This is a genomic window from Cytobacillus dafuensis, from assembly GCF_007995155.1.
GTDB lineage: Bacteria > Bacillota > Bacilli > Bacillales > Cytobacillaceae > Cytobacillus > Cytobacillus dafuensis.
The window spans coordinates 3,372,640-3,390,471 of the sequence record NZ_CP042593.1 but is presented as its reverse complement, the minus strand read 5'-3'; the positions used below and the strand labels follow the sequence as shown (position 1 = coordinate 3,390,471).

20 protein-coding genes are annotated in these 17,832 nt (G+C 36.1%); 13 read left to right on the top strand and 7 right to left on the bottom strand.

Annotated elements, in window-relative coordinates:
- The first annotated feature begins 13 nt into the window (after positions 1 to 13).
- The 6 genes from FSZ17_RS16215 (at position 14) to FSZ17_RS16190 (ending at position 4,795) form a co-directional block, all read left to right on the top strand.
- A complete protein-coding gene (locus tag FSZ17_RS16215; RefSeq protein ID WP_057771601.1) occupies positions 14 to 544 on the top strand; it encodes a hypothetical protein in 531 nt (176 codons plus the stop codon).
- A gap of 101 nt (positions 545 to 645) precedes the next feature.
- Positions 646 to 1,785, top strand: a complete 1,140-nt coding sequence (locus tag FSZ17_RS16210) for an acyl-CoA dehydrogenase (RefSeq protein WP_057771600.1) — start codon at positions 646 to 648, stop codon at positions 1,783 to 1,785.
- 295 nt (positions 1,786 to 2,080) lie between these two features.
- The gene (locus tag FSZ17_RS16205; protein ID WP_057771599.1) at positions 2,081 to 2,269 is read left to right on the top strand and encodes a hypothetical protein; all 189 of its coding nucleotides are present in this window, start codon (positions 2,081 to 2,083) and stop codon (positions 2,267 to 2,269) included.
- Between the two features lie 127 nt (positions 2,270 to 2,396).
- The gene (cccA, locus tag FSZ17_RS16200) at positions 2,397 to 2,759 is read left to right on the top strand and encodes a cytochrome c550 (RefSeq protein WP_057771598.1); all 363 of its coding nucleotides are present in this window, start codon (positions 2,397 to 2,399) and stop codon (positions 2,757 to 2,759) included.
- 213 nt (positions 2,760 to 2,972) lie between these two features.
- The gene (locus FSZ17_RS16195; RefSeq protein ID WP_057771597.1) at positions 2,973 to 3,683 is read left to right on the top strand and encodes a tRNA (adenine(22)-N(1))-methyltransferase; all 711 of its coding nucleotides are present in this window, start codon (positions 2,973 to 2,975) and stop codon (positions 3,681 to 3,683) included.
- Positions 3,680 to 4,795, top strand: a complete 1,116-nt coding sequence (locus FSZ17_RS16190; RefSeq protein WP_057771596.1) for a Nif3-like dinuclear metal center hexameric protein — start codon at positions 3,680 to 3,682, stop codon at positions 4,793 to 4,795. Before FSZ17_RS16195 ends, FSZ17_RS16190 begins: the two co-directional genes overlap by 4 nt.
- A gap of 272 nt (positions 4,796 to 5,067) precedes the next feature.
- Here the strand turns inward: FSZ17_RS16190 and FSZ17_RS16185 are convergent, their stop codons facing one another.
- Positions 5,068 to 6,006, bottom strand: coding sequence for a 4-hydroxy-3-methylbut-2-enyl diphosphate reductase (locus FSZ17_RS16185; protein WP_057771595.1), 939 nt, complete (start codon positions 6,004 to 6,006; stop codon positions 5,068 to 5,070).
- 168 nt (positions 6,007 to 6,174) lie between these two features.
- On the bottom strand, positions 6,175 to 7,176 hold the full coding sequence (gene vrrA, locus FSZ17_RS16180; RefSeq protein ID WP_146846499.1) for a VrrA/YqfQ family protein: 1,002 nt from the start codon (positions 7,174 to 7,176) through the stop codon (positions 6,175 to 6,177).
- Between the two features lie 171 nt (positions 7,177 to 7,347).
- On the opposite strand from vrrA, the gene FSZ17_RS16175 reads away from it, so the two are divergent.
- Together FSZ17_RS16175 and FSZ17_RS16170 are read left to right on the top strand one after the other, a co-directional pair.
- On the top strand, positions 7,348 to 8,661 hold the full coding sequence (locus FSZ17_RS16175) for a DEAD/DEAH box helicase (RefSeq protein ID WP_057771592.1): 1,314 nt from the start codon (positions 7,348 to 7,350) through the stop codon (positions 8,659 to 8,661).
- A 26-nt stretch (positions 8,662 to 8,687) separates the two neighbouring features.
- On the top strand, positions 8,688 to 9,581 hold the full coding sequence (locus FSZ17_RS16170) for a deoxyribonuclease IV (RefSeq protein ID WP_057771591.1): 894 nt from the start codon (positions 8,688 to 8,690) through the stop codon (positions 9,579 to 9,581).
- A gap of 71 nt (positions 9,582 to 9,652) precedes the next feature.
- Here FSZ17_RS16170 and FSZ17_RS16165 read toward each other — a convergent pair whose 3' ends face one another.
- Positions 9,653 to 9,907, bottom strand: coding sequence for a DUF2624 domain-containing protein (locus FSZ17_RS16165; protein ID WP_057771590.1), 255 nt, complete (start codon positions 9,905 to 9,907; stop codon positions 9,653 to 9,655).
- 196 nt (positions 9,908 to 10,103) lie between these two features.
- Here FSZ17_RS16165 and FSZ17_RS16160 point away from each other — a divergent pair, with 196 nt between their 5' ends.
- The 3 genes from FSZ17_RS16160 to FSZ17_RS16150 are packed head-to-tail and all read left to right on the top strand — an operon-like array spanning position 10,104 to position 12,186.
- On the top strand, positions 10,104 to 10,898 hold the full coding sequence (locus FSZ17_RS16160; protein ID WP_057771589.1) for a metal ABC transporter ATP-binding protein: 795 nt from the start codon (positions 10,104 to 10,106) through the stop codon (positions 10,896 to 10,898).
- Entirely contained in the window at positions 10,895 to 11,734 is an 840-nt protein-coding gene (locus tag FSZ17_RS16155; RefSeq protein WP_057771588.1) for a metal ABC transporter permease, read from the top strand. The genes FSZ17_RS16160 and FSZ17_RS16155 overlap by 4 nt, the downstream gene beginning before the upstream one ends.
- Positions 11,735 to 11,772: 38 nt before the next feature.
- Positions 11,773 to 12,186, top strand: a complete 414-nt coding sequence (locus FSZ17_RS16150) for a zinc uptake transcriptional repressor Zur (protein ID WP_057771587.1) — start codon at positions 11,773 to 11,775, stop codon at positions 12,184 to 12,186.
- A gap of 14 nt (positions 12,187 to 12,200) precedes the next feature.
- Here FSZ17_RS16150 and FSZ17_RS16145 read toward each other — a convergent pair whose 3' ends face one another.
- Entirely contained in the window at positions 12,201 to 12,791 is a 591-nt protein-coding gene (locus FSZ17_RS16145; protein WP_057771586.1) for a hypothetical protein, read from the bottom strand.
- Between the two features lie 178 nt (positions 12,792 to 12,969).
- Here FSZ17_RS16145 and FSZ17_RS16140 point away from each other — a divergent pair, with 178 nt between their 5' ends.
- On the top strand, positions 12,970 to 13,350 hold the full coding sequence (locus FSZ17_RS16140) for a DUF308 domain-containing protein (RefSeq protein WP_185150636.1): 381 nt from the start codon (positions 12,970 to 12,972) through the stop codon (positions 13,348 to 13,350).
- Between the two features lie 77 nt (positions 13,351 to 13,427).
- Here FSZ17_RS16140 and ispG read toward each other — a convergent pair whose 3' ends face one another.
- Both ispG and FSZ17_RS16130 read right to left on the bottom strand, forming a co-directional pair.
- Positions 13,428 to 14,546, bottom strand: a complete 1,119-nt coding sequence (gene ispG, locus FSZ17_RS16135) for a flavodoxin-dependent (E)-4-hydroxy-3-methylbut-2-enyl-diphosphate synthase (protein WP_057771584.1) — start codon at positions 14,544 to 14,546, stop codon at positions 13,428 to 13,430.
- 208 nt (positions 14,547 to 14,754) lie between these two features.
- Positions 14,755 to 15,066 carry a hypothetical protein gene (locus tag FSZ17_RS16130; protein WP_057771583.1) on the bottom strand — a complete coding sequence of 104 codons (312 nt, stop codon included), beginning with the start codon at positions 15,064 to 15,066 and terminating at the stop codon, positions 14,755 to 14,757.
- Between the two features lie 191 nt (positions 15,067 to 15,257).
- On the opposite strand from FSZ17_RS16130, the gene FSZ17_RS16125 reads away from it, so the two are divergent.
- Positions 15,258 to 16,961 (top strand): methyl-accepting chemotaxis protein, encoded by a 1,704-nt coding sequence (locus tag FSZ17_RS16125; RefSeq protein ID WP_057771582.1) that lies wholly within the window; start codon positions 15,258 to 15,260, stop codon positions 16,959 to 16,961.
- 81 nt (positions 16,962 to 17,042) lie between these two features.
- On the opposite strand, the gene FSZ17_RS16120 is transcribed toward FSZ17_RS16125, so the two are convergent.
- Positions 17,043 to 17,813: a DUF1189 domain-containing protein gene (locus tag FSZ17_RS16120; protein WP_057771581.1), complete on the bottom strand. Its 771-nt coding sequence runs from the start codon at positions 17,811 to 17,813 to the stop codon at positions 17,043 to 17,045.
- Positions 17,814 to 17,832: the final 19 nt, after the last annotated feature.

The following is a 17,832-nucleotide window of genomic DNA, read 5'->3' as shown; positions in this document are numbered from 1 at the left end:
ACGTGAAGCAAAAATGAATGAAACAAGAAAAAAGATCATCGTTAACGAAATTGTCAATTGGAAAAAAAATCGATTGCTTCCAGAACAATATTGTGACTATCTTTTAGCTTTATACACAGAAGGAAATCAACAGGAGGAAATGGAAGGTTCAGGTAAAAATAAAAATTTTTTTTGGGAAAATCATTACCTTTTTTTACTTCTTATTCCATTGTCCGTGTTTTTAATCCATTTTACTGAATTGTCTATTATTTTGCAAATGACCTTTTCCCTTTTATTTGTTTTTACTGCAATTTTATTCACATTTTACTTTTTTAGAAAAGGAATCTTACTGCAAATTCCTCTTTTTGTAGCAGCATTAATAATATTATTAGCATCTGTTGAATTTTTTTCAAGTGTCTACCCTGATAGTCCATTATTACTGTATTTTAACCTAATTATAAATTGCATCATATGGATGATTACAGGATGGAAACTAAAGCTTCCTTCCTTTAGCATTTCAGGTATTTTAGGATTTATATTAATAGTTATCTTTATATTTAAATAATAATATATTTTTAAAAATTTTTAAATGTTGTGAAAATTATCCCTTCTCTTTTATAATATAAATGAAAGCGTATACAAATCAGCTTCAAGAGGGGGATGAAGATGAATTTTGATTTAACAAATGAGCAGGAAATGATTTTAAAAACGATACGAGAATTTGCAGATGAAGAAGTAGCTCCCGGAGCACTTGAAAGAGATAGGACAAAGAAATTTCCAGAAGAAGTATTTAAGAAAATGGCAGATCTTGGATTAATGGGATTGCCTTTTCCTGAAGAATATGGCGGTTCAGGTGCAGATACAGTAAGCTTTGCAATTGTAACTGAGGAATTAAGCCGGGCATGTGGCTCAACAGGTATAACCTATTCTGCCCATATTTCACTAGGTGGAGCCCCACTATATTTATTCGGAACAGAAGAACAAAAACAAAAATATTTAGTGCCTATTTGTACGGGCGAAACCTTGGGAGCATTTGGTCTGACAGAGCCGAGCGCTGGTTCAGATGCAGGAGGAACTAAAACAACTGCTGTAGAAAAAGATGGGGAATATATTATTAATGGCAATAAGTGTTTTATTACAAATGCTAGCTTTGCTAAGCATCTAGCTTTAACGGCCGTTACTGGAGAAAAGGAAGGTAAGAAGGAAATAAGTGCGATTATAGTGCCAACGGATACAAAAGGCTTCAAAGTAATGGATAATTACGAAAAAATGGGGTTGAATGCATCTAATACAACGGAACTAGTACTTGAAGACGTTCGCGTTTCGACTGAGCACTTGCTCGGCAAAAAAGGGGAAGGCTTTAAGCAATTTTTAATAACTCTAGATGGCGGAAGAATTGGAATTGGGGCGATGGCTGTTGGAATTGCTCAGGCAGCATATGAAAAATCATTGCAATATGCAAAGGAAAGACAGCAATTTGGTCGGACGCTGGCCCAGTTTCAGGCTATTCAATTTAAGCTTGCTGACATGGCAATGAAAATAGAGCTTGCAAGAAATATGGTGTACAAAGCAGCATGGTTAAAAGACCAAGGCAGACCTTTTTCAAAGGAAGCATCAATGTGTAAATTGTATGCATCAGAGATTTGCATGGAGATCACGGATCAAGCAGTGCAAATCCATGGAGGATACGGCTACATGAAGGATTACCATGTAGAGCGGTATATGAGAGATGGTAAATTAACAGAAATCGGAGAAGGAACATCTGAAATACAAAGAATGGTAATCGCACGTCAAATTGGCTGTTAAATCGAAAAGCGGAAGCGCCTTGATCAGAGGCGACAAGCATAAGACGGGCTGACGAGAAGGTTGTTCTTTAACCTTCTTGGCAGACTGGCTTATGACCTCGAGCCTCTAGGCGCTGAAGCTAGACAAATCGAAAAGCGGAAACGCCTTGGTCAGAGGCGACAAGCATAAGATGGGCTGCCGAGAAGGTTGTACTTTAACCTTCTTGGCAGACTGGCTTATGACCTCGAGCCTCTAGGCGCTGGAGCTAGACAAATCGAAAAGCGGAAGCGCCTTGGTCAGAGGTGACAAGCATAAGATGGGCTGTCGAGAAGGTTGTACTTTAACCTTCTTGGCAGATTTGGCTTATGACCTCCGATGGGCAGGAAGTCCTAGTGCCGATTTTGCCACAGGACGTGGCGTCTTAATCGGCGAGCCTCTAGGCGATGTAGCTAGACAAATCGAAAGCGAACAAAACTCCATCTATGAGGATGGAGTTTTTGTCTAAATTCCGAAAATGATTTGACAAAATTTGCTTTAGGGCTTTTCCTTCTTCCTATTTTGAAGTAGAATAGAGATTGTTTGTATAAATACTTAATAAAAATGAAATTTTCTTACATAAGGGAGGTTAAAACATGAAAAATCCAGTAATGCCGTATATCTTAATTTTTGCCTTAGGTATTGTTGCAATGTTCCTGATTTCCTTCAAAGGACTTGGTGATGCGGAACAACTCGCTGCTGAAAAAGAAGGTAAGGGCGAGAAACAAGAAGAAACGGTAGCAGCAAGCCCTGAGGAGATTTATAAAAAAAGCTGTATCGGATGCCACGGTGACCAATATCAAGGCGGAGTTGGCCCTGCATTAACAGGAGTCGGTGATCGTCTATCGAAGGATGAAATTGCTGATATTGTTACAAATGGTAAAGGTTCAATGCCTCCAGGTTTAGTTCCTGCTGACAAGGCTGGCGATATGGCTGCATGGTTAGCTGAAATTAAATAATGTTCTAATAATGAGAAAGTCCTTTGCATTCGTAAAGGACTTTTTTTAGCTAGTAGGAAATGTTAAAGTAAAATTGAAATAATGATTAAGTTTCTGCTAATATGATAAAAACTAAGGCATTCGCAGAAAGGAATTAGCGAATGCCAAGTTTTTCTAATTCTATAGAGATAGAAATATCTCCGTCTTTTCTAAAATTATTGGAATGGTGAACGAATGAATACTGAAAAATTATCACAGCGTTTAGAAGCTGTAGCGAATTATATACCTAAAGGCTCTCGATTGGCTGATATTGGCTCAGATCATGCTTATTTACCTTGTCATGTAGTAAAAAAAGGATTAGTTTCCTTTGCTATTGCAGGAGAAGTAGTTGAAGGGCCATTTCAATCTGCTAAAAAACAGGTTGAAATGGAAGGTCTAAATAATCAAATTACTGTCCGAAAGGGAAATGGTCTGAAAGTAATTAGCTCTGGCGAAGTTGATTGTATTACGATCGCAGGAATGGGTGGTGCATTAATCACTAATATTCTGGAAGAAGGAAAAGAAAAGCTAAGTTCAACAAAAAGATTAGTACTACAACCTAATATTAGTGCAGTGACTATTAGAAATTGGCTTTTGAATAATGGCTGGGTGTTAATTGCAGAAGAAATTCTCGAAGAAGATGATAAGATATATGAGATTCTCGTAGCTGAACAAGGAACAGCAACAAGCAAACCTAGTGAAGTTTTGCAAAAGGAATTACTGTTTGGACCGTTTTTATTAGAACAGAAATCTGATATTTTTAAGAAAAAGTGGTTGATCGAGTTGAATAATTGGAAAAGGATTTTAGATCAACTATCAAGAGCTACAAAAACAGAAGAAACTGTAAATAAAAAATCTGTACTAATAAAGAAAATAGAAATGGTCGAGGAGGTATTACGGCATTGAAGAAAGTGAATGGGCATCAAATTATTCAGCTTTTTGAACAGTTTTCCCCGAAAAGCTACGCAATGGAAGGCGATAAAATAGGTCTGCAAATTGGCAGGCTGAATCAGCCAGTTGAAAATATTATGATCGCTTTGGATGTGCTTGAAGATGTAGTTGATGAAGCAATCGCAAAAAATGTTCAGCTTATTATAGCCCACCACCCACCAATCTTTCGTCCACTTAAATCAATTGCGACAGATACACCCTCTGGGAGAATGATTGAGAAACTAATAAAGCATGATATTGCTGTCTACGCTGCTCATACAAATTTAGATGTAGCAGTTGGCGGTGTGAATGATATGCTAGCAGAAGCATTACAGCTAACCAATACAGAGGTTCTTTACCCGACAACAGAAATACAATTGAAAAAACTAGTTGTCTATGTTCCAGAACAATCTGCAGAAGTTGTTAAAAAAGCTTTAGGTGACGTAGGTGCAGGTTCGATTGGAAATTATAGCCATTGCTTGTTCTCATCAACTGGTACAGGTCAATTTTTACCAGGAGACGGAACAAATCCACATATCGGTCAACTAGGAAAACTGGAAACAGTTGTAGAACAAAGAGTTGAAACTGTATTTCCAGAGCATCTAGAAAAAAGAATACTTTCTGCGATGTTTAAATCCCATCCTTATGAAGAGGTTGCTTATGATATCTATAAGCTTGAGAATTCAGGAGAAAAATTAGGCTTAGGAAGAATTGGTGATATTCAGGAAATGTCGCTAAAAGACTTTGCCAACCATGTTAAAATGTCATTAGGTGTTTCAGGGGTTCGCGTCGTTGGAGACTTGAATTCAAAGGTGAAAAAAGTTGCTGTATTAGGCGGAGACGGAAATAAATATTTCACAGCTGCGAAATTTAAAGGTGCAGATGTGTATGTTACAGGCGATATGTATTATCATGTTGCACATGATGCGATGATGATAGGATTAAATATTGTCGACCCTGGCCACAATGTTGAAAAAGTCATGAAAAATGGGGTGGCCAAAAAATTGGATCAAATGTGTAAGGAAAAGGAATTTAAGGTTACTATTTTTCCTTCAGAAATAAATACTGACCCTTTTCAATTTGTATAAGCAATGATAAAAAAATAAAAAAAGAACCTGTTCAGATCAGACTTTTAAGTTGAACAGGTTCTTTTTTTATTTGAATTTGAGATTTTTTATTGTATAGGAAATTATTATTTTCGCTATCTGTTGATAACTTGAGATATAGTTTATCTACGTTCAGCTCTAGCGCCTACCTCCTCGAGGTCACAAGACAATCCTCCCAGAAAGGTAAAAAACACCTTTCCGAGAGGCTCGTCTTGTGCTTGTCGGAGGTGAGCAAGGCGCTTGCGCATTTGTTCTTATCTCTTTACCTTAGGTAAAATTTTGCTCAATGGTACTTTTTTCTCTTTTACCCACGTATTTTTATCCTGTGGATCAAATTGCTCGATAAAAGAAATAACTTCTTTTGTAATAGGTGTTGGTGTAGATGCACCTGATGTGACACCAACTGTATTTGCATCCATAATCCAGTCTATATTAAGCTCGGAAATATCCGCAATTCGATATGCTTTCGTTCCAGCAATTTCTTCTGAAACCTGTGCTAGTCGATTCGAATTATTGCTTTTTGGATCGCCAACAACAATTAATACATCTGCCTCTCCAGCTTGTTCAGCAACTGCCTCTTGTCGAACTTGAGTTGCAAGACATATTTCTTTATGGAACTCTGCCTGTGGGTATTTTTCTTTAATTTGTTCCATCACATGCTTTACATCCCACTGGCTCATTGTTGTTTGATTTGTAACGACAATCTTATCGTTTTTGATGTTAAGTGCGTGAACATCTTCAATTGTTTGTACAAGATGTACAGCATTTGGGGCGACTCCTACTGCTCCCTCAGGTTCTGGATGGCCTTTCTTTCCAATATAAATGATTTCAAAGCCTTCTTTTACTTTTTGTTCAATTAAATCATGCGTTCTTGTTACATCAGGGCAAGTAGCGTCAATTGTAACAAGCCCCTTTTGCTTTGCTAATTCTCTAACCTGAGGAGAAATTCCGTGAGCAGTGAAAATGACTGTGCCCTTATCAACTTTTTCAAGGATTTCCATTCGGTTATTCCCATCAAGTGTAATAATTCCCTCTTCCTCAAAAGCATCAGTCACGTGCTTATTATGGACGATCATGCCAAGTATATAAATTGGGCGCGGTAAGGATTTATCAAGAGCTGCATTTCTTGCAATCACCATTGCATCAACAACTCCGTAACAGTACCCGCGTGGCGAAATTTTAACAACTTCCATGTATGAATACCTCCCAAAAATTAATGATCTATAAAAAATGACGTTTATGCAGGATAATTTGCAATTACGTATACTATTATATAGGACATCTGTAAATAATAATACTAATAGAGATTTGTAGTAAAACAAAAAGAAATCGACTAAATGGCCGATTCCTTTTTAACGGTTCTATACAAATAATTTTGGTTTTGGTTGCACTTTATTCCTTTTTTTTATATTTTGTATTGGTAATTGCTCAATTGGTATTTCTTTTTTCTTTCCTTTGGTGGTTTTTATAGTCGGGTTTTTATTACTTTTTTGGGCATTTTCCTCAGTAGATTTATCTGTTGAGCTTGTTAGTCCTCTAAAAGCCTTCCACATAGATGGGATATTCTTTACAATTGGCCCGTATTGCTGGAACATTGGCCCAAATTGCTGTGCGCTCGATAATACTTTCTGTGAATTGGTTAAAAAACCGTTAATGGCTTCAGGATTGCTTAAGGATTTTAGAATGCCTCCTCCTGGATTTGCAGCACCTGACCCCATAGCTCTGCTGGCAGTTTGCATTGGTCCAGTCGCCATTCCCCGAGCTTGATTGCCGCGACCGAAGAGTTTAGCTAATAATCCTCCACCTCTACCCGACCTCATTGGAGAAGATCCCCCTCCCATCATAGGTGAATTAGGCATCATTGAAGAAGGTCCTCCAGGAGGCCTAAATCCCCCACCCATCATAGGTGAATTAGGTGTCATTGGAGAAGGTCCCCCAGGAGGCCTAAATCCCCCACCCATCATAGGTGAATTAGGTGTCATTGGAGAAGGTCCCCCAGGAGGCCTAAATCCCCCACCCATCATAGGTGAATTAGGCATCATTGGAGGGTGTCCCCCAGGAGGCCTAAATCCCCCACTCATCATAGGTGAATTAGGTGTCATTGGAGAAGGTCCCCCAGGAGGCCTAAATCCTCCTCCCATCATAGGTGAATTAGGCATCATCGGAGGGTGTCCTCTAGGAGGCCTAAATCCTCCACCCATCATAGGTGAATTAGGCATCATTGGGAAAGGTCCTCCAGGAGGCCTAAATCCTCCTCCCATCATTGTTGAATTAGGCATCATTGGAGGACGCCCTTGCATTGGGTTCATAAATGGCTGTGGAGGCGTGCCACCTCGAAATGGCATCCTTGGTCTATATTTCATTTACTTTGCCTCCTATCTATTCTCTAATATTAATAAGGTATGCACTAATTTTGAAATGGTTTTTGTTCGTTTGGGATGATTTAATTTCTAGATACAAGAGGAATATGTGGTTATTTCATACGAATTTTATTATAATAACAGGATGATTAAATGAATCGAGGAGTTAACAATATGAATGAAACAAAATTTGATCGCTTTAATTTTAAATCTTTTATTCTAAATGCTGTGGAGGATTTGGGCTTTTATGAGCCAACAGAAATACAAGAAAGATTGATTCCCACAATTATTAAAGGTGATAGTGCAATTGGGCAATCTCAAACAGGAACAGGAAAGACTCACTCTTATGTTTTACCGATTTTGCAAAAAATTGATCCTGAAAAACAGGAAGTACAGGCAGTCATTACAGCACCAACAAGAGAACTTGCGAGTCAGATTTACCATGAAATCTTAAAGGTTACGAAGCATTGTCCAGTTGGAGAAGAAATATCAGCAAGAGTTTTCATCGGTGGAACGGATAAGCAGAGATCAATTGAAAAATTAAAAACACAGCCGCAAATTGTAGTTGGAACACCAGGCAGAATTAATGATCTAGTAAAGGAACAAGCCTTATTCGTGCATACATCAACCATGCTTGTTGTAGATGAAGCAGATTTAATGCTTGATATGGGTTTTATTGAGGATGTTGACCAAATCGCAGCAAAAATGCCTGTAAAACTGCAAATGCTTGTTTTTTCAGCAACAATTCCGGAAAAATTAAAGCCGTTTTTGAAAAAGTATATGGAAAATCCAAAATATATTCAAATTGAGCCAAAGCAAGTGACAGCGGCAAAAATCGATCATTGGATCATGCCTTCAAGACATCGAAATAAAGTGAAGCTTGTTCATGAAGCATTAACTGAATTTAACCCATTTTTAGCTATTGTTTTTACGAATACGAAAAAAATGGCTGATGAGGTCGCAGATTTGCTAATTGGAAAGGGCTTAAAGGTAGGTCGAATTCATGGTGATTTGAATCCACGAGAACGTAAAAAAATGATGAAGCAAATTAAAGACTTAGAATTTCAATATATCGTAGCAACAGACTTAGCTGCTCGTGGAATTGATATCCAAGGGATCAGCCATGTTATCAATTATGAACTGCCATCAGATTTAGATTTTTATATTCATCGTGTCGGCAGAACAGCACGTGCTGGCCATTCAGGAATTGCTCTTACGATATATGACCCAGCGGATGAAGATGCTTTAAATCGTCTTGAGAAAATGGGAATTGAATTTAAGCATGTTGATTTTCAAAAGGATGGCTGGACTGATTTAGGAAAACGAAATAAAAGAAAAGGTCGTCAGAAACAAGTTGATGAAATAGATAAACAAGCAAAATCTATTGTCAAAAAACCGAATAAAGTAAAGCCTGGTTATAAAAAGAAAATGCAATCTGAAATAGAGAGCTTTAAAAAACGACAAAAAAGATTGCAACGTAAAAAATAAATCATTAATGGGGAGAGAAGTGAAAGATGCTAAAAATTGGATCACATGTTTCCATGAGTGGGAAGAATATGCTTTTAGCAGCTAGTGAGGAAGCTGTTTCATATGGTTCTAATACATTTATGATTTATACAGGGGCACCTCAAAACACGAGAAGAAAAAAAATTGAGGAATTAAATATTGAAGCTGGACTTAGGCACATGGAGGAAAATGGTATTTCTGATATTATTGTACATGCTCCTTATATCATTAATATTGGGAACACGACAAATCCAGCCACGTTCGAATTAGGTGTAAATTTTTTAAGAACGGAAATTGATCGTACAGAGGCGATTGGAGCGAAACAGATCGTTTTGCACCCAGGTGCACACGTTGGAGCTGGCACTGAGACTGGCATAAAGAAAATTGTTGAAGGTCTTAACGAAGTTTTAGCCGGAGATGAAAAAGTTCAGATTGCTCTTGAAACGATGGCAGGAAAAGGATCTGAATGTGGAAAATCTTTTGAGGAAATAGCGATGATCATAGATGGTGTTAACTATAATGATCATTTATCTGTATGCTTTGATACGTGTCATATCCATGATGCGGGCTATAATATCGTGGAAGATTTTGATGGTGTTTTAGAGCAATTCGATCGAATTATTGGGCTTGATCGATTAAAAGTTCTGCATATAAATGATAGTAAAAATGAACGAGGTATGAGAAAAGACCGTCATGAAAATATTGGTTTTGGCCATATTGGTTTTAAAGCATTAAATTATATTGTTCATCATCCTCAGTTGAAGGATGTACCAAAAATCCTTGAAACTCCTTTTGTTGGTGAGGATAAGAATAATAAAAAGGCACCATATAAACATGAAATAGCAATGCTACGATCACAAGAATTTAATGAAAATCTATTAGATATTATTATGCAAGGGTAATTATTAAATATTGCTGCTTATGTCAAAAGAAGCAAAAGCTGTGGAGGGATACTCACAGCTTTTGCTTCATTTTATTTTGTGAATTGAATAAATAGCCGATTTACTTCTCTAGCGGTTTCTGGTCCTGCAATCTTTGCAATTTCTTTCACAATTTTGGAGCGTTCAGTATCATCAAAAATATTGATCTGCTTTCCTCTGAGATACTCCGCTATTTTAGTTGCTTGTTGTTTTGTAATAGAAACTTGAAATTGCGAAGCATATTTTAATAATTCAGTGGCAGTCATATTATTAATTTTATAATTGATGATGTTCTCAAATATTTTCAATTCTTATCACTCCTCAAATGTACTTTATGTAGGCTAAATGAAAATCGTGACAGTTTTATTGATTAAAAAACATTCTAGTATACGTCAATTTATTAAGCAGAGGCTTACAATCTTGTTTCTTTACAATCCTTTTTAGTTCATGTATACTAACCATTGTTAAATCGGAATGATTCTTAATATTAAAAGGTGATACAAAATGAAGGCTCAAAAAAAGCCAATTATTGAATTAAAGCAAGTTTCGTATCGTTATGAAAAAGAAAATGTGCTTGAAGATATTAATTTGACTATTCAAGAGGGAGCATTTCTGGGAATTGTTGGACCAAATGGTTCTGGGAAATCAACAATGTTAAAGCTAATACTTGGATTGATAAAAACTCAAAAGGGAGAAATTCATCTTTTCGGACAGGATATTAGCCGCTTTAAAGACTGGCAAAAAATTGGTTTTGTTTCCCAAAAGGCAAATTCCTTTAATTCAGGTTTTCCTGCAACTGTATTTGAGGTTGTTGCTAGCGGATTAACGAAAAAACTTGGACTATTTAAATTTCTAAAGAAAGAGCATCATAAAAAGGTTTTTCAGGCAATTGATTCTGTAGGCCTCCTCCCTTTTAAAAATCGCAATATAGGAGAGCTTTCAGGGGGACAGCAACAGCGTGTATTCATTGCAAGAGCGTTAGTAAGTGATCCAAAACTTTTGATTCTTGACGAGCCAACAGTAGGAGTTGACGCTCAAAATGTTCAATCGTTTTATCATATGCTCGATAGCCTGAATAAGGAATTAGGAATTACTCTTTTATTAGTGACTCATGATATTGGAGTCATTTCTGATAAAGTTACCCATGTGGCATGTTTAAATAAGCATTTGCATTTCCATGGAAAAACGTCAGAATTTGAACAATTGAAAAAGGATGAAATGTCGGATTTTTATGGCCACGATATCCAAATCCTCACACACAATCATGACCATCATCACCACGGAGGAAGAATGCAATGATTGAAGGATTATTACAATATGAATTTTTGCAAAATGCCTTCATAACTGGGATTATTATAGGTATTATTGCCCCTTTATTAGGAGTTTTTATTGTTGTTAGAAGGTTATCTTTAATAGCAGATGCACTGAGCCATGTGACCCTAGCAGGAATTGCAGCGAGTCTCTATTTAGAGAAAAATTTCACGGCTTTCTCCGGCTTAAATCCATTGTACATGGGAATGGCCTTTTCAGTGACGGGTTCATTATTTATTGAAAAACTTCGCTCTGTTTATAAACATTATCAAGAGCTTGCAATCCCAATTATTTTATCAGGGGGGATTGGTTTAGGAGCCATTTTTATTTCTCTTACTGATGGGCTTAATACGGATATAATGGGTTATTTATTTGGAAGTGTGAGTGCGGTAAGCCGTATCGATCTTTGGACGATAGTAATCATAAGCATTGTCGTTATTACATTAATTATTTTATTATATAAAGAATTATTTTTATTATCATTTGATGAAGAGCATGCGAAAGCCTCTGGAATTGCAGCCAAAAGTGTTCATTTTATTTTTATTATTATGGTTGCACTCGTTATAGCAGCCTCGATGAGAATTGTCGGTATTTTGCTTGTTTCTTCATTAATGACTTTACCAGTCGCTGCAAGTATCCGAATTGCTACTGGATTTAAACAAACCATCTTATTTTCAATTATATTCGGAGAAATATCTGTATTAGGTGGGCTTTCGCTTTCCTATTATTTAGATATAGCACCTGGTGGAACAATCGTGATGATCGCAGTGCTTATTTTGATCTTAACAATTCTTATAAAAAAAATGACAGTTAGGCTAAAATAGGCATAAATGAAAGGGTATTTTTTAAAGAGGTGAATGATGTGGATATTAATGAAGCATTACAGCTGCTAAAGGATAAAGGGTATAAGCATACAGGTAAGAGGGAAGAAATGCTGCAATTATTTGCTAAGAGTAATAAATATTTAACAGCAAGAGATGTTCTTACATGGATGAAGGATGATTATCCTGGATTAAGCTTTGATACAATATATAGGAATTTGTCTTTATTTGTTGAACTTGGAATTTTTGAAATGACAGAGCTATCTGGAGAAAAGCATTTTCGGTATACTTGTTCTCATGATCATCATCACCACCATTTTATTTGCTTAGATTGCGGAAAAACAAAGGAAATTGAAACCTGTCCAATGAAAGAGCTACAGGACAATTTAAGAGGTTATGATGTATCAGGGCATAAATTTGAAATATATGGACGATGTCCTGAATGCGTTAGCTAAAACAGAAAAACGGCTTACCTGCCGTTTTTCTGTTTTTTTTCTTCTTTTAGCCAATTTTCTACCCAAATATTTGCTTCTGCCCAATTTTTTACGCGGATGACCCCACTAGGAATTGGCTCCTGATTGTATGGAGTATCAAATAAAATGACAGGAATTTTACATTCTTCATGAAGCATTACAGCATTGTCATGTTTATCCTCAAAGAAGATATCTACTTTATATTCTTTAGCCGCTTTAATCTTATTATGAGTACCAATTAAATCAATATGATGAAAGCTTAATGCGTTTCTTAAGAACCATTCTTTTGTCAAATCAAGCAGATGTGATCCTCGTGCACTAATAAAAAACAATTCATGCTCTTTTTCCCATTTATTCAAAATATGCTTAGCTCCTTCTGCAAGTGGGGATTCAGCATATATAACTGGTTCAATTTCAGCAAACCAGTTAGCAAACTCCTCTTCAGAAATATCGACTAAATGGTTAAGATCGTATTGTTTTACATCATTTAATGTAATATTAAGATTAAATGCATGATTTAAATATGGAATCAAAGACGATGGACAGGTGACGGTCCCATCAATATCTATACCAAACCGATTTTTCATAAAATACTCCCCTTATAACAAAGTTCAATCTATATCTTAGTAAAAACATGAGCTAAAGTAAAACATTAACATCATTAAAAATAACATTTTCGTAAACAATATTAATGCTCCAAAAGAAATGAGACAGTAAGGGTTGTTAAATGGAAAGGATTATTTCCATATTTGAAAGCGAGGGATCATGATGGCAGATCAAGAACGTGAATACGAAGATTATGATCTTCGTAATGCGCAAGAAATTGGAGAAAAGAACCAATATGGAACTGCAGATTATACAGAAGAAACCTCAGCTGAACTTGCTGCACCTGTTTCATATGACAGGGGCAGGGATATAGAAAATGAGAAGGAAGATGAAACCGATACAGCAGGTAGGGGAATAGGGATTTCTGCTTTGGTTCTTTCCATCATCTCATTATTTGTGTTACCAGTCCTGTTTGGAGCGACAGGCATTGTGCTTGGCTTTATTGCACGGGCTAGAGGGGCTAGAACCCTTGGAAACTGGGCGATAGGAATCGGAGTTGTATCTATAATTGTAGGAATGTTTATCCTCCCATTTTTTTAAAAATTTTTAGCAAAAATAAAGAAGCCTGGCACCGAATGCCAGGCTTTTTGAGCTTCATATTAAATGCTTGGGGTTTTCTAATTCACAGATTCAGTCTTTTTCTTTTCTTCTTCTTGCTTTGCAAAATATTCCGCTGCAATTTTATCGATTTCGATTTTTAATTCATCGACCATTGTTGCTTCAGGAACTTTACGTACAATTTCTCCTTTGCGGAATAAAAGGCCTTCTCCCCTCGCTCCAGCAATACCAATATCAGCTTCTCTTGCTTCTCCAGGGCCATTAACAGCACAGCCAAGAACTGCTACTTTAATAGGGGCTTTTATTTTTTGAATGTATTCCTCTACTTCATTTGCAATGCTAATTAAATCAATTTCGATACGACCGCAAGTTGGGCATGAAATTAATGTTGCTGCATTCGAAGAAAGGCCAAACACTTTAAGTAATTCACGTGCAACTTTAACTTCTTCTACAGGGTCTGCACTTAATGAAATACGCAGTGTATTTCCAATGCCTTTATTCAAAATAGCACCTAATCCTGCTGCACTTTTCACAGTACCAGCAAATAAAGTACCAGATTCAGTTATTCCTAAATGCAATGGATAATCAAAGGCTCTCGCTGCTTTATCATAAGCCTCAATAGCTAGGTTAACGTCTGATGCTTTCATGGAGACGATAATATCATGAAAATCTAGATCTTCAAGAATTTTTATGTGATGAAGGGCACTTTCAACCATACCATCAGCAGTAGGATAACCATATTTTTCAAGAATCTTTTTTTCTAAAGATCCGGCATTTACACCGATTCGAATCGGAATACCCTTTGCTTTTGCCGCTTTTACAACAGCTTCGACCTTTTCACGTCTTCCGATATTCCCTGGATTGATTCTGATTTTATCAGCTCCGCCCTCAATTGCTTTAAGAGCAAGCTTATAATCAAAATGTATATCTACAACAAGAGGAATGTTGATCTGTTTTTTAATATCTGCAATTGCATCTGCGGCCCTTTCGTCAGGACAAGCAACCCGCACGATTTGGCAGCCAGCTTCTTCTAAGCGTTTAATTTCAGCAACTGTAGCTTCAACATCATGTGTTTTTGTTGTTGTCATACTTTGGATAAAAAGCTCATTACTGCCGCCGATTGTTAAAGGTCCAACTTTAACAGGGCGAGTTTTTGTACGATGTATAAGTTCACTCAATGGAGATTCGCTCCTTTTTTACTGATCATTTTAATTATCTTGTTTCCAATAATGAAATAGAACTTCACCTTATTATTGTATCAATGATTCTTTGGAATTGACAAGAATGATGGTTATCCATGAGTGGGAATTTTTTTAGTAACTGCTAAAAGACGAACTACATGCCAAGGTGCAATTGTCGGAAGGACTTGGAGAACACCTTAGTTTTTCAATAATTTGGGAATTTATACGTATATCCAAATTTTATCTCTTCCGGCTTTATACCTTTATTTAAGCTTGTAAAATCAGTAACAACCTTATTAATTGGGACTGGAAGGGGTCCGTTTATTTTTTTCTCAACGATTGATAGAACTGTTTCACCTGGACTAACCTTTTTTTCGAAAAACGGGATGGTAGTGTCTATTGGTGCCATTGCTTCTATGACTGGTTCTTTTGGCTCTGATAGCGTACCCTGGGTTAAATCGTAATAAATCACATATATAATAAGGATAGAAATAAGAAATGCAGCTAGACGCTTCATTTTCATAAACCTCCTAGAATTAATAAGTTATAAAAAATATGTATGCTTGTCCAAAGAATTTAGAACTTGTAAAGAATAATAATATTTTAAATAGAAGAAAAATTAATATAATCATTACGTTATCTTTACGTTTTCTTAATATTTCTTTGAAATAATGATCGAAGGGAATAGAAGGGGGCATCTATTTGTAAATGAAGAAGATAAAAGAGAAGTTTCATATTTTTTTAACAAAGATATCTCTTCAAACAAGGCTTTTAGTATTGATATTAAGCTTACTTCTTGTAAGTGTTTCTACTGTCGCATATATCTCATATGCAAAATCAAAGGAAACAACGATAAACTTAATCGAGCAGCGTTTAACTAAAGAGGTTAAGACCATTTATGATATGGCACAGAATCTGATGCTTCTCTATGTAGGTAATGAAGAAAAGTTTAATAAAAAAATGAATCAAATCATAAAAAGTCAGGATGCGGAGCTTGCACAAGATGGATTATCGGGGACTTTCTTCTTAGTGAATGAAAAAGGAGCAACTCCATTTCAAATCAGCAAAAATACAAAAATCAAATTTACTCAGTCAATGATTGACGAAATAAGAAAAAAAGAGAATGGTCTTTTCCATCAAAATATTAATGGGGAGCCGTATACAATAGCATTTCAATCTGTGCAAGAACTAAAAGGGATCTATGCCATTGCAATCCCACAAAAGCAGTATTTAAGAGAGAATAATGAAACGGCCAAATACATATTTATTGTTGTAATAATTAGTCTCACAATAACTTCTGTCATAGTTATTCTTTTAGTAAGAAACCTTACGAAGCCGCTATCTAGATTAAGAGAGGTAATGAGAGTAGCTAGAAATGGAAATTTAGATGTTCATGTTGAAGCAAATACGACAACTCCTGAAATAACATCTCTTGTCAAAAGCTTTGACGCGATGATTAGGCAAATGAGTGCTCTCCTTTATAAAATATCCTCTACGACAATGGATCTGTCTAAAACCGGTAGTGATCTTCAGAGTCTGTCAGGAAAAGTATTGGAAGAGAACGAAATGCTAATGGAAGCAATTCTTGTTGTTAAAACAGGTGCTGAACAAACTGCAAGCAGTTCAGAGGATAGCATTCAAATGTTTCAAAATATGAAGAGCTCTATCCAAAATATTTACGCACATATGAATGATGTCATGACTAAAGCACAATCCATGAATGATTCAGCTCATAATGGTGAAAAAAGTGTAGGCAATCTTATTCAGGCATTTGATCATTTTGGACAAGAGTTTTTGGGAGTTGCATCAACGGTTCAAGAAGTAAAAGACCATTCGGAATCAATTGCAAAAATTATTACCTTTATCCAACAAATTTCTGCACAGACAAAGCTTTTAGCATTGAATGCTGCAATAGAGGCTGCAAGGGCAGGAGAGTCTGGAAACGGATTTGCTGTTGTTGCAAATGAGGTTCGATTATTAGCTGAACAATCATCAAATGCAACAGAGGAAATAAAACGAACAATTGAGCAAATGGAGATGATCTCTTCCAAGGCATCCAGTGAATTTAGTGAAATGCTAGGAAATTTCCAATCACATCTTGAAACAGCGTCTGCAAGTAGAAAATCATTTGATACACTAATGTTTGAAATTGAAAAGGTTAGTGGCATGATAAAAAATGCCCAGAATGAGTTAGTAGGTCTAAATCATGCGCTGCCAAAGATGGAATCATCTGCAGAAAATTTTGTTTCTGTTTCCCAGCAAACCCTTGCTAGTGCAGAACAAATGCTTGAAGCCTCACAAAGGCAGATGAATAATGTAAGGATGAATCATGAGACTGGAGAAAAGTTAAAGGATTTGTCGCAATCATTAGCAAAACATAGCTCTGAGTTCAGTTATTCAATAAACAATTAATTAATTGACATTAAAAAAACTTGGAATTCGCCAAATCCTTTTTCTTATTAGCTAAAAAATAAAACGCGCTTTCGCGCGTTTTTATTTTTTTTTCGGCTGAGGTATTTCTTTAATAGCTAAGAAAAGGATCATAATGGCAACAAACCAATTGATGATGGCTGCATTTGGTACGACAGTTTGAAGACTATTCATGATTGTAAAAAACATCGTTGGAAGTGTAACACTATAAGCTGCCAATCTCCAAGACTGACGGTAATGAAGATTTTTTAGCATCATTTTATTCATAAACTGTCCAAATAAGGCAAGAATAGATATTTCGATAAATTTCATTCCGCTTGCAAAAATGAAAATTACAACAGCAAGTAATGGAATGAAAATAGGTAATGATGAATCGGCTGTATCTAATAATTCAAGCAAACTCTCATTTGTTAATGATAGATCTGGAAACATGGAGTATGGCAAAGATTGAACTTGTCCACCTGCAATAAAATAGGCATCATTTTTTAATATAGCTAAAGTATTATCGCTATTTGCCAACTTCTCAGAGTCTACAGTTCCTGTAGAATCGAAAATAATTGTAAAATCCTCTTTGTTAATAATAATTGGAGCATCTTGTTCTGCTTGCAGGACTCCGTTTTTAATTTGAAAAGGGGGAAGTTCATTTTTAACACTTTCCTCAACTGCATTAACACCATTAATCAAAGCAGAACCAAAATAATATACGGATGGAATAATCGATAAAAGAACCAGAAAAAACACGTATAGAATCGTTTTCCCAATCCCTTGAAAGCGGAACATAGCAATATCCTTAGGAGAATAGAAACTTTTAATAAATTGCTTGAAAATATTCATTTTTACACACCCTTAAAAA

Excerpts from the sequence above, each read along its gene's own strand:
- FSZ17_RS16215 (WP_057771601.1), top strand. The coding sequence starts at position 14 with ATGAATGAAACAAGAAAAAAGATCATCGTTAACGAAATTGTCAATTGG.
- FSZ17_RS16210 (WP_057771600.1), top strand. The coding sequence starts at position 646 with ATGAATTTTGATTTAACAAATGAGCAGGAAATGATTTTAAAAACGATA.
- FSZ17_RS16205 (WP_057771599.1), top strand. The coding sequence starts at position 2,081 with ATGGGCTGTCGAGAAGGTTGTACTTTAACCTTCTTGGCAGATTTGGCT.
- cccA (WP_057771598.1), top strand. The coding sequence starts at position 2,397 with ATGAAAAATCCAGTAATGCCGTATATCTTAATTTTTGCCTTAGGTATT.
- FSZ17_RS16195 (WP_057771597.1), top strand. The coding sequence starts at position 2,973 with ATGAATACTGAAAAATTATCACAGCGTTTAGAAGCTGTAGCGAATTAT.
- FSZ17_RS16185 (WP_057771595.1), bottom strand. The coding sequence starts at position 6,006 with ATGGAAGTTGTTAAAATTTCGCCACGCGGGTACTGTTACGGAGTTGTT.
- vrrA (WP_146846499.1), bottom strand. The coding sequence starts at position 7,176 with ATGAAATATAGACCAAGGATGCCATTTCGAGGTGGCACGCCTCCACAG.
- FSZ17_RS16175 (WP_057771592.1), top strand. The coding sequence starts at position 7,348 with ATGAATGAAACAAAATTTGATCGCTTTAATTTTAAATCTTTTATTCTA.
- FSZ17_RS16170 (WP_057771591.1), top strand. The coding sequence starts at position 8,688 with ATGCTAAAAATTGGATCACATGTTTCCATGAGTGGGAAGAATATGCTT.
- FSZ17_RS16160 (WP_057771589.1), top strand. The coding sequence starts at position 10,104 with ATGAAGGCTCAAAAAAAGCCAATTATTGAATTAAAGCAAGTTTCGTAT.
- FSZ17_RS16155 (WP_057771588.1), top strand. The coding sequence starts at position 10,895 with ATGATTGAAGGATTATTACAATATGAATTTTTGCAAAATGCCTTCATA.
- FSZ17_RS16145 (WP_057771586.1), bottom strand. The coding sequence starts at position 12,791 with ATGAAAAATCGGTTTGGTATAGATATTGATGGGACCGTCACCTGTCCA.
- FSZ17_RS16140 (WP_185150636.1), top strand. The coding sequence starts at position 12,970 with ATGATGGCAGATCAAGAACGTGAATACGAAGATTATGATCTTCGTAAT.
- FSZ17_RS16130 (WP_057771583.1), bottom strand. The coding sequence starts at position 15,066 with ATGAAGCGTCTAGCTGCATTTCTTATTTCTATCCTTATTATATATGTG.
- FSZ17_RS16125 (WP_057771582.1), top strand. The coding sequence starts at position 15,258 with ATGAAGAAGATAAAAGAGAAGTTTCATATTTTTTTAACAAAGATATCT.
- FSZ17_RS16120 (WP_057771581.1), bottom strand. The coding sequence starts at position 17,813 with ATGAATATTTTCAAGCAATTTATTAAAAGTTTCTATTCTCCTAAGGAT.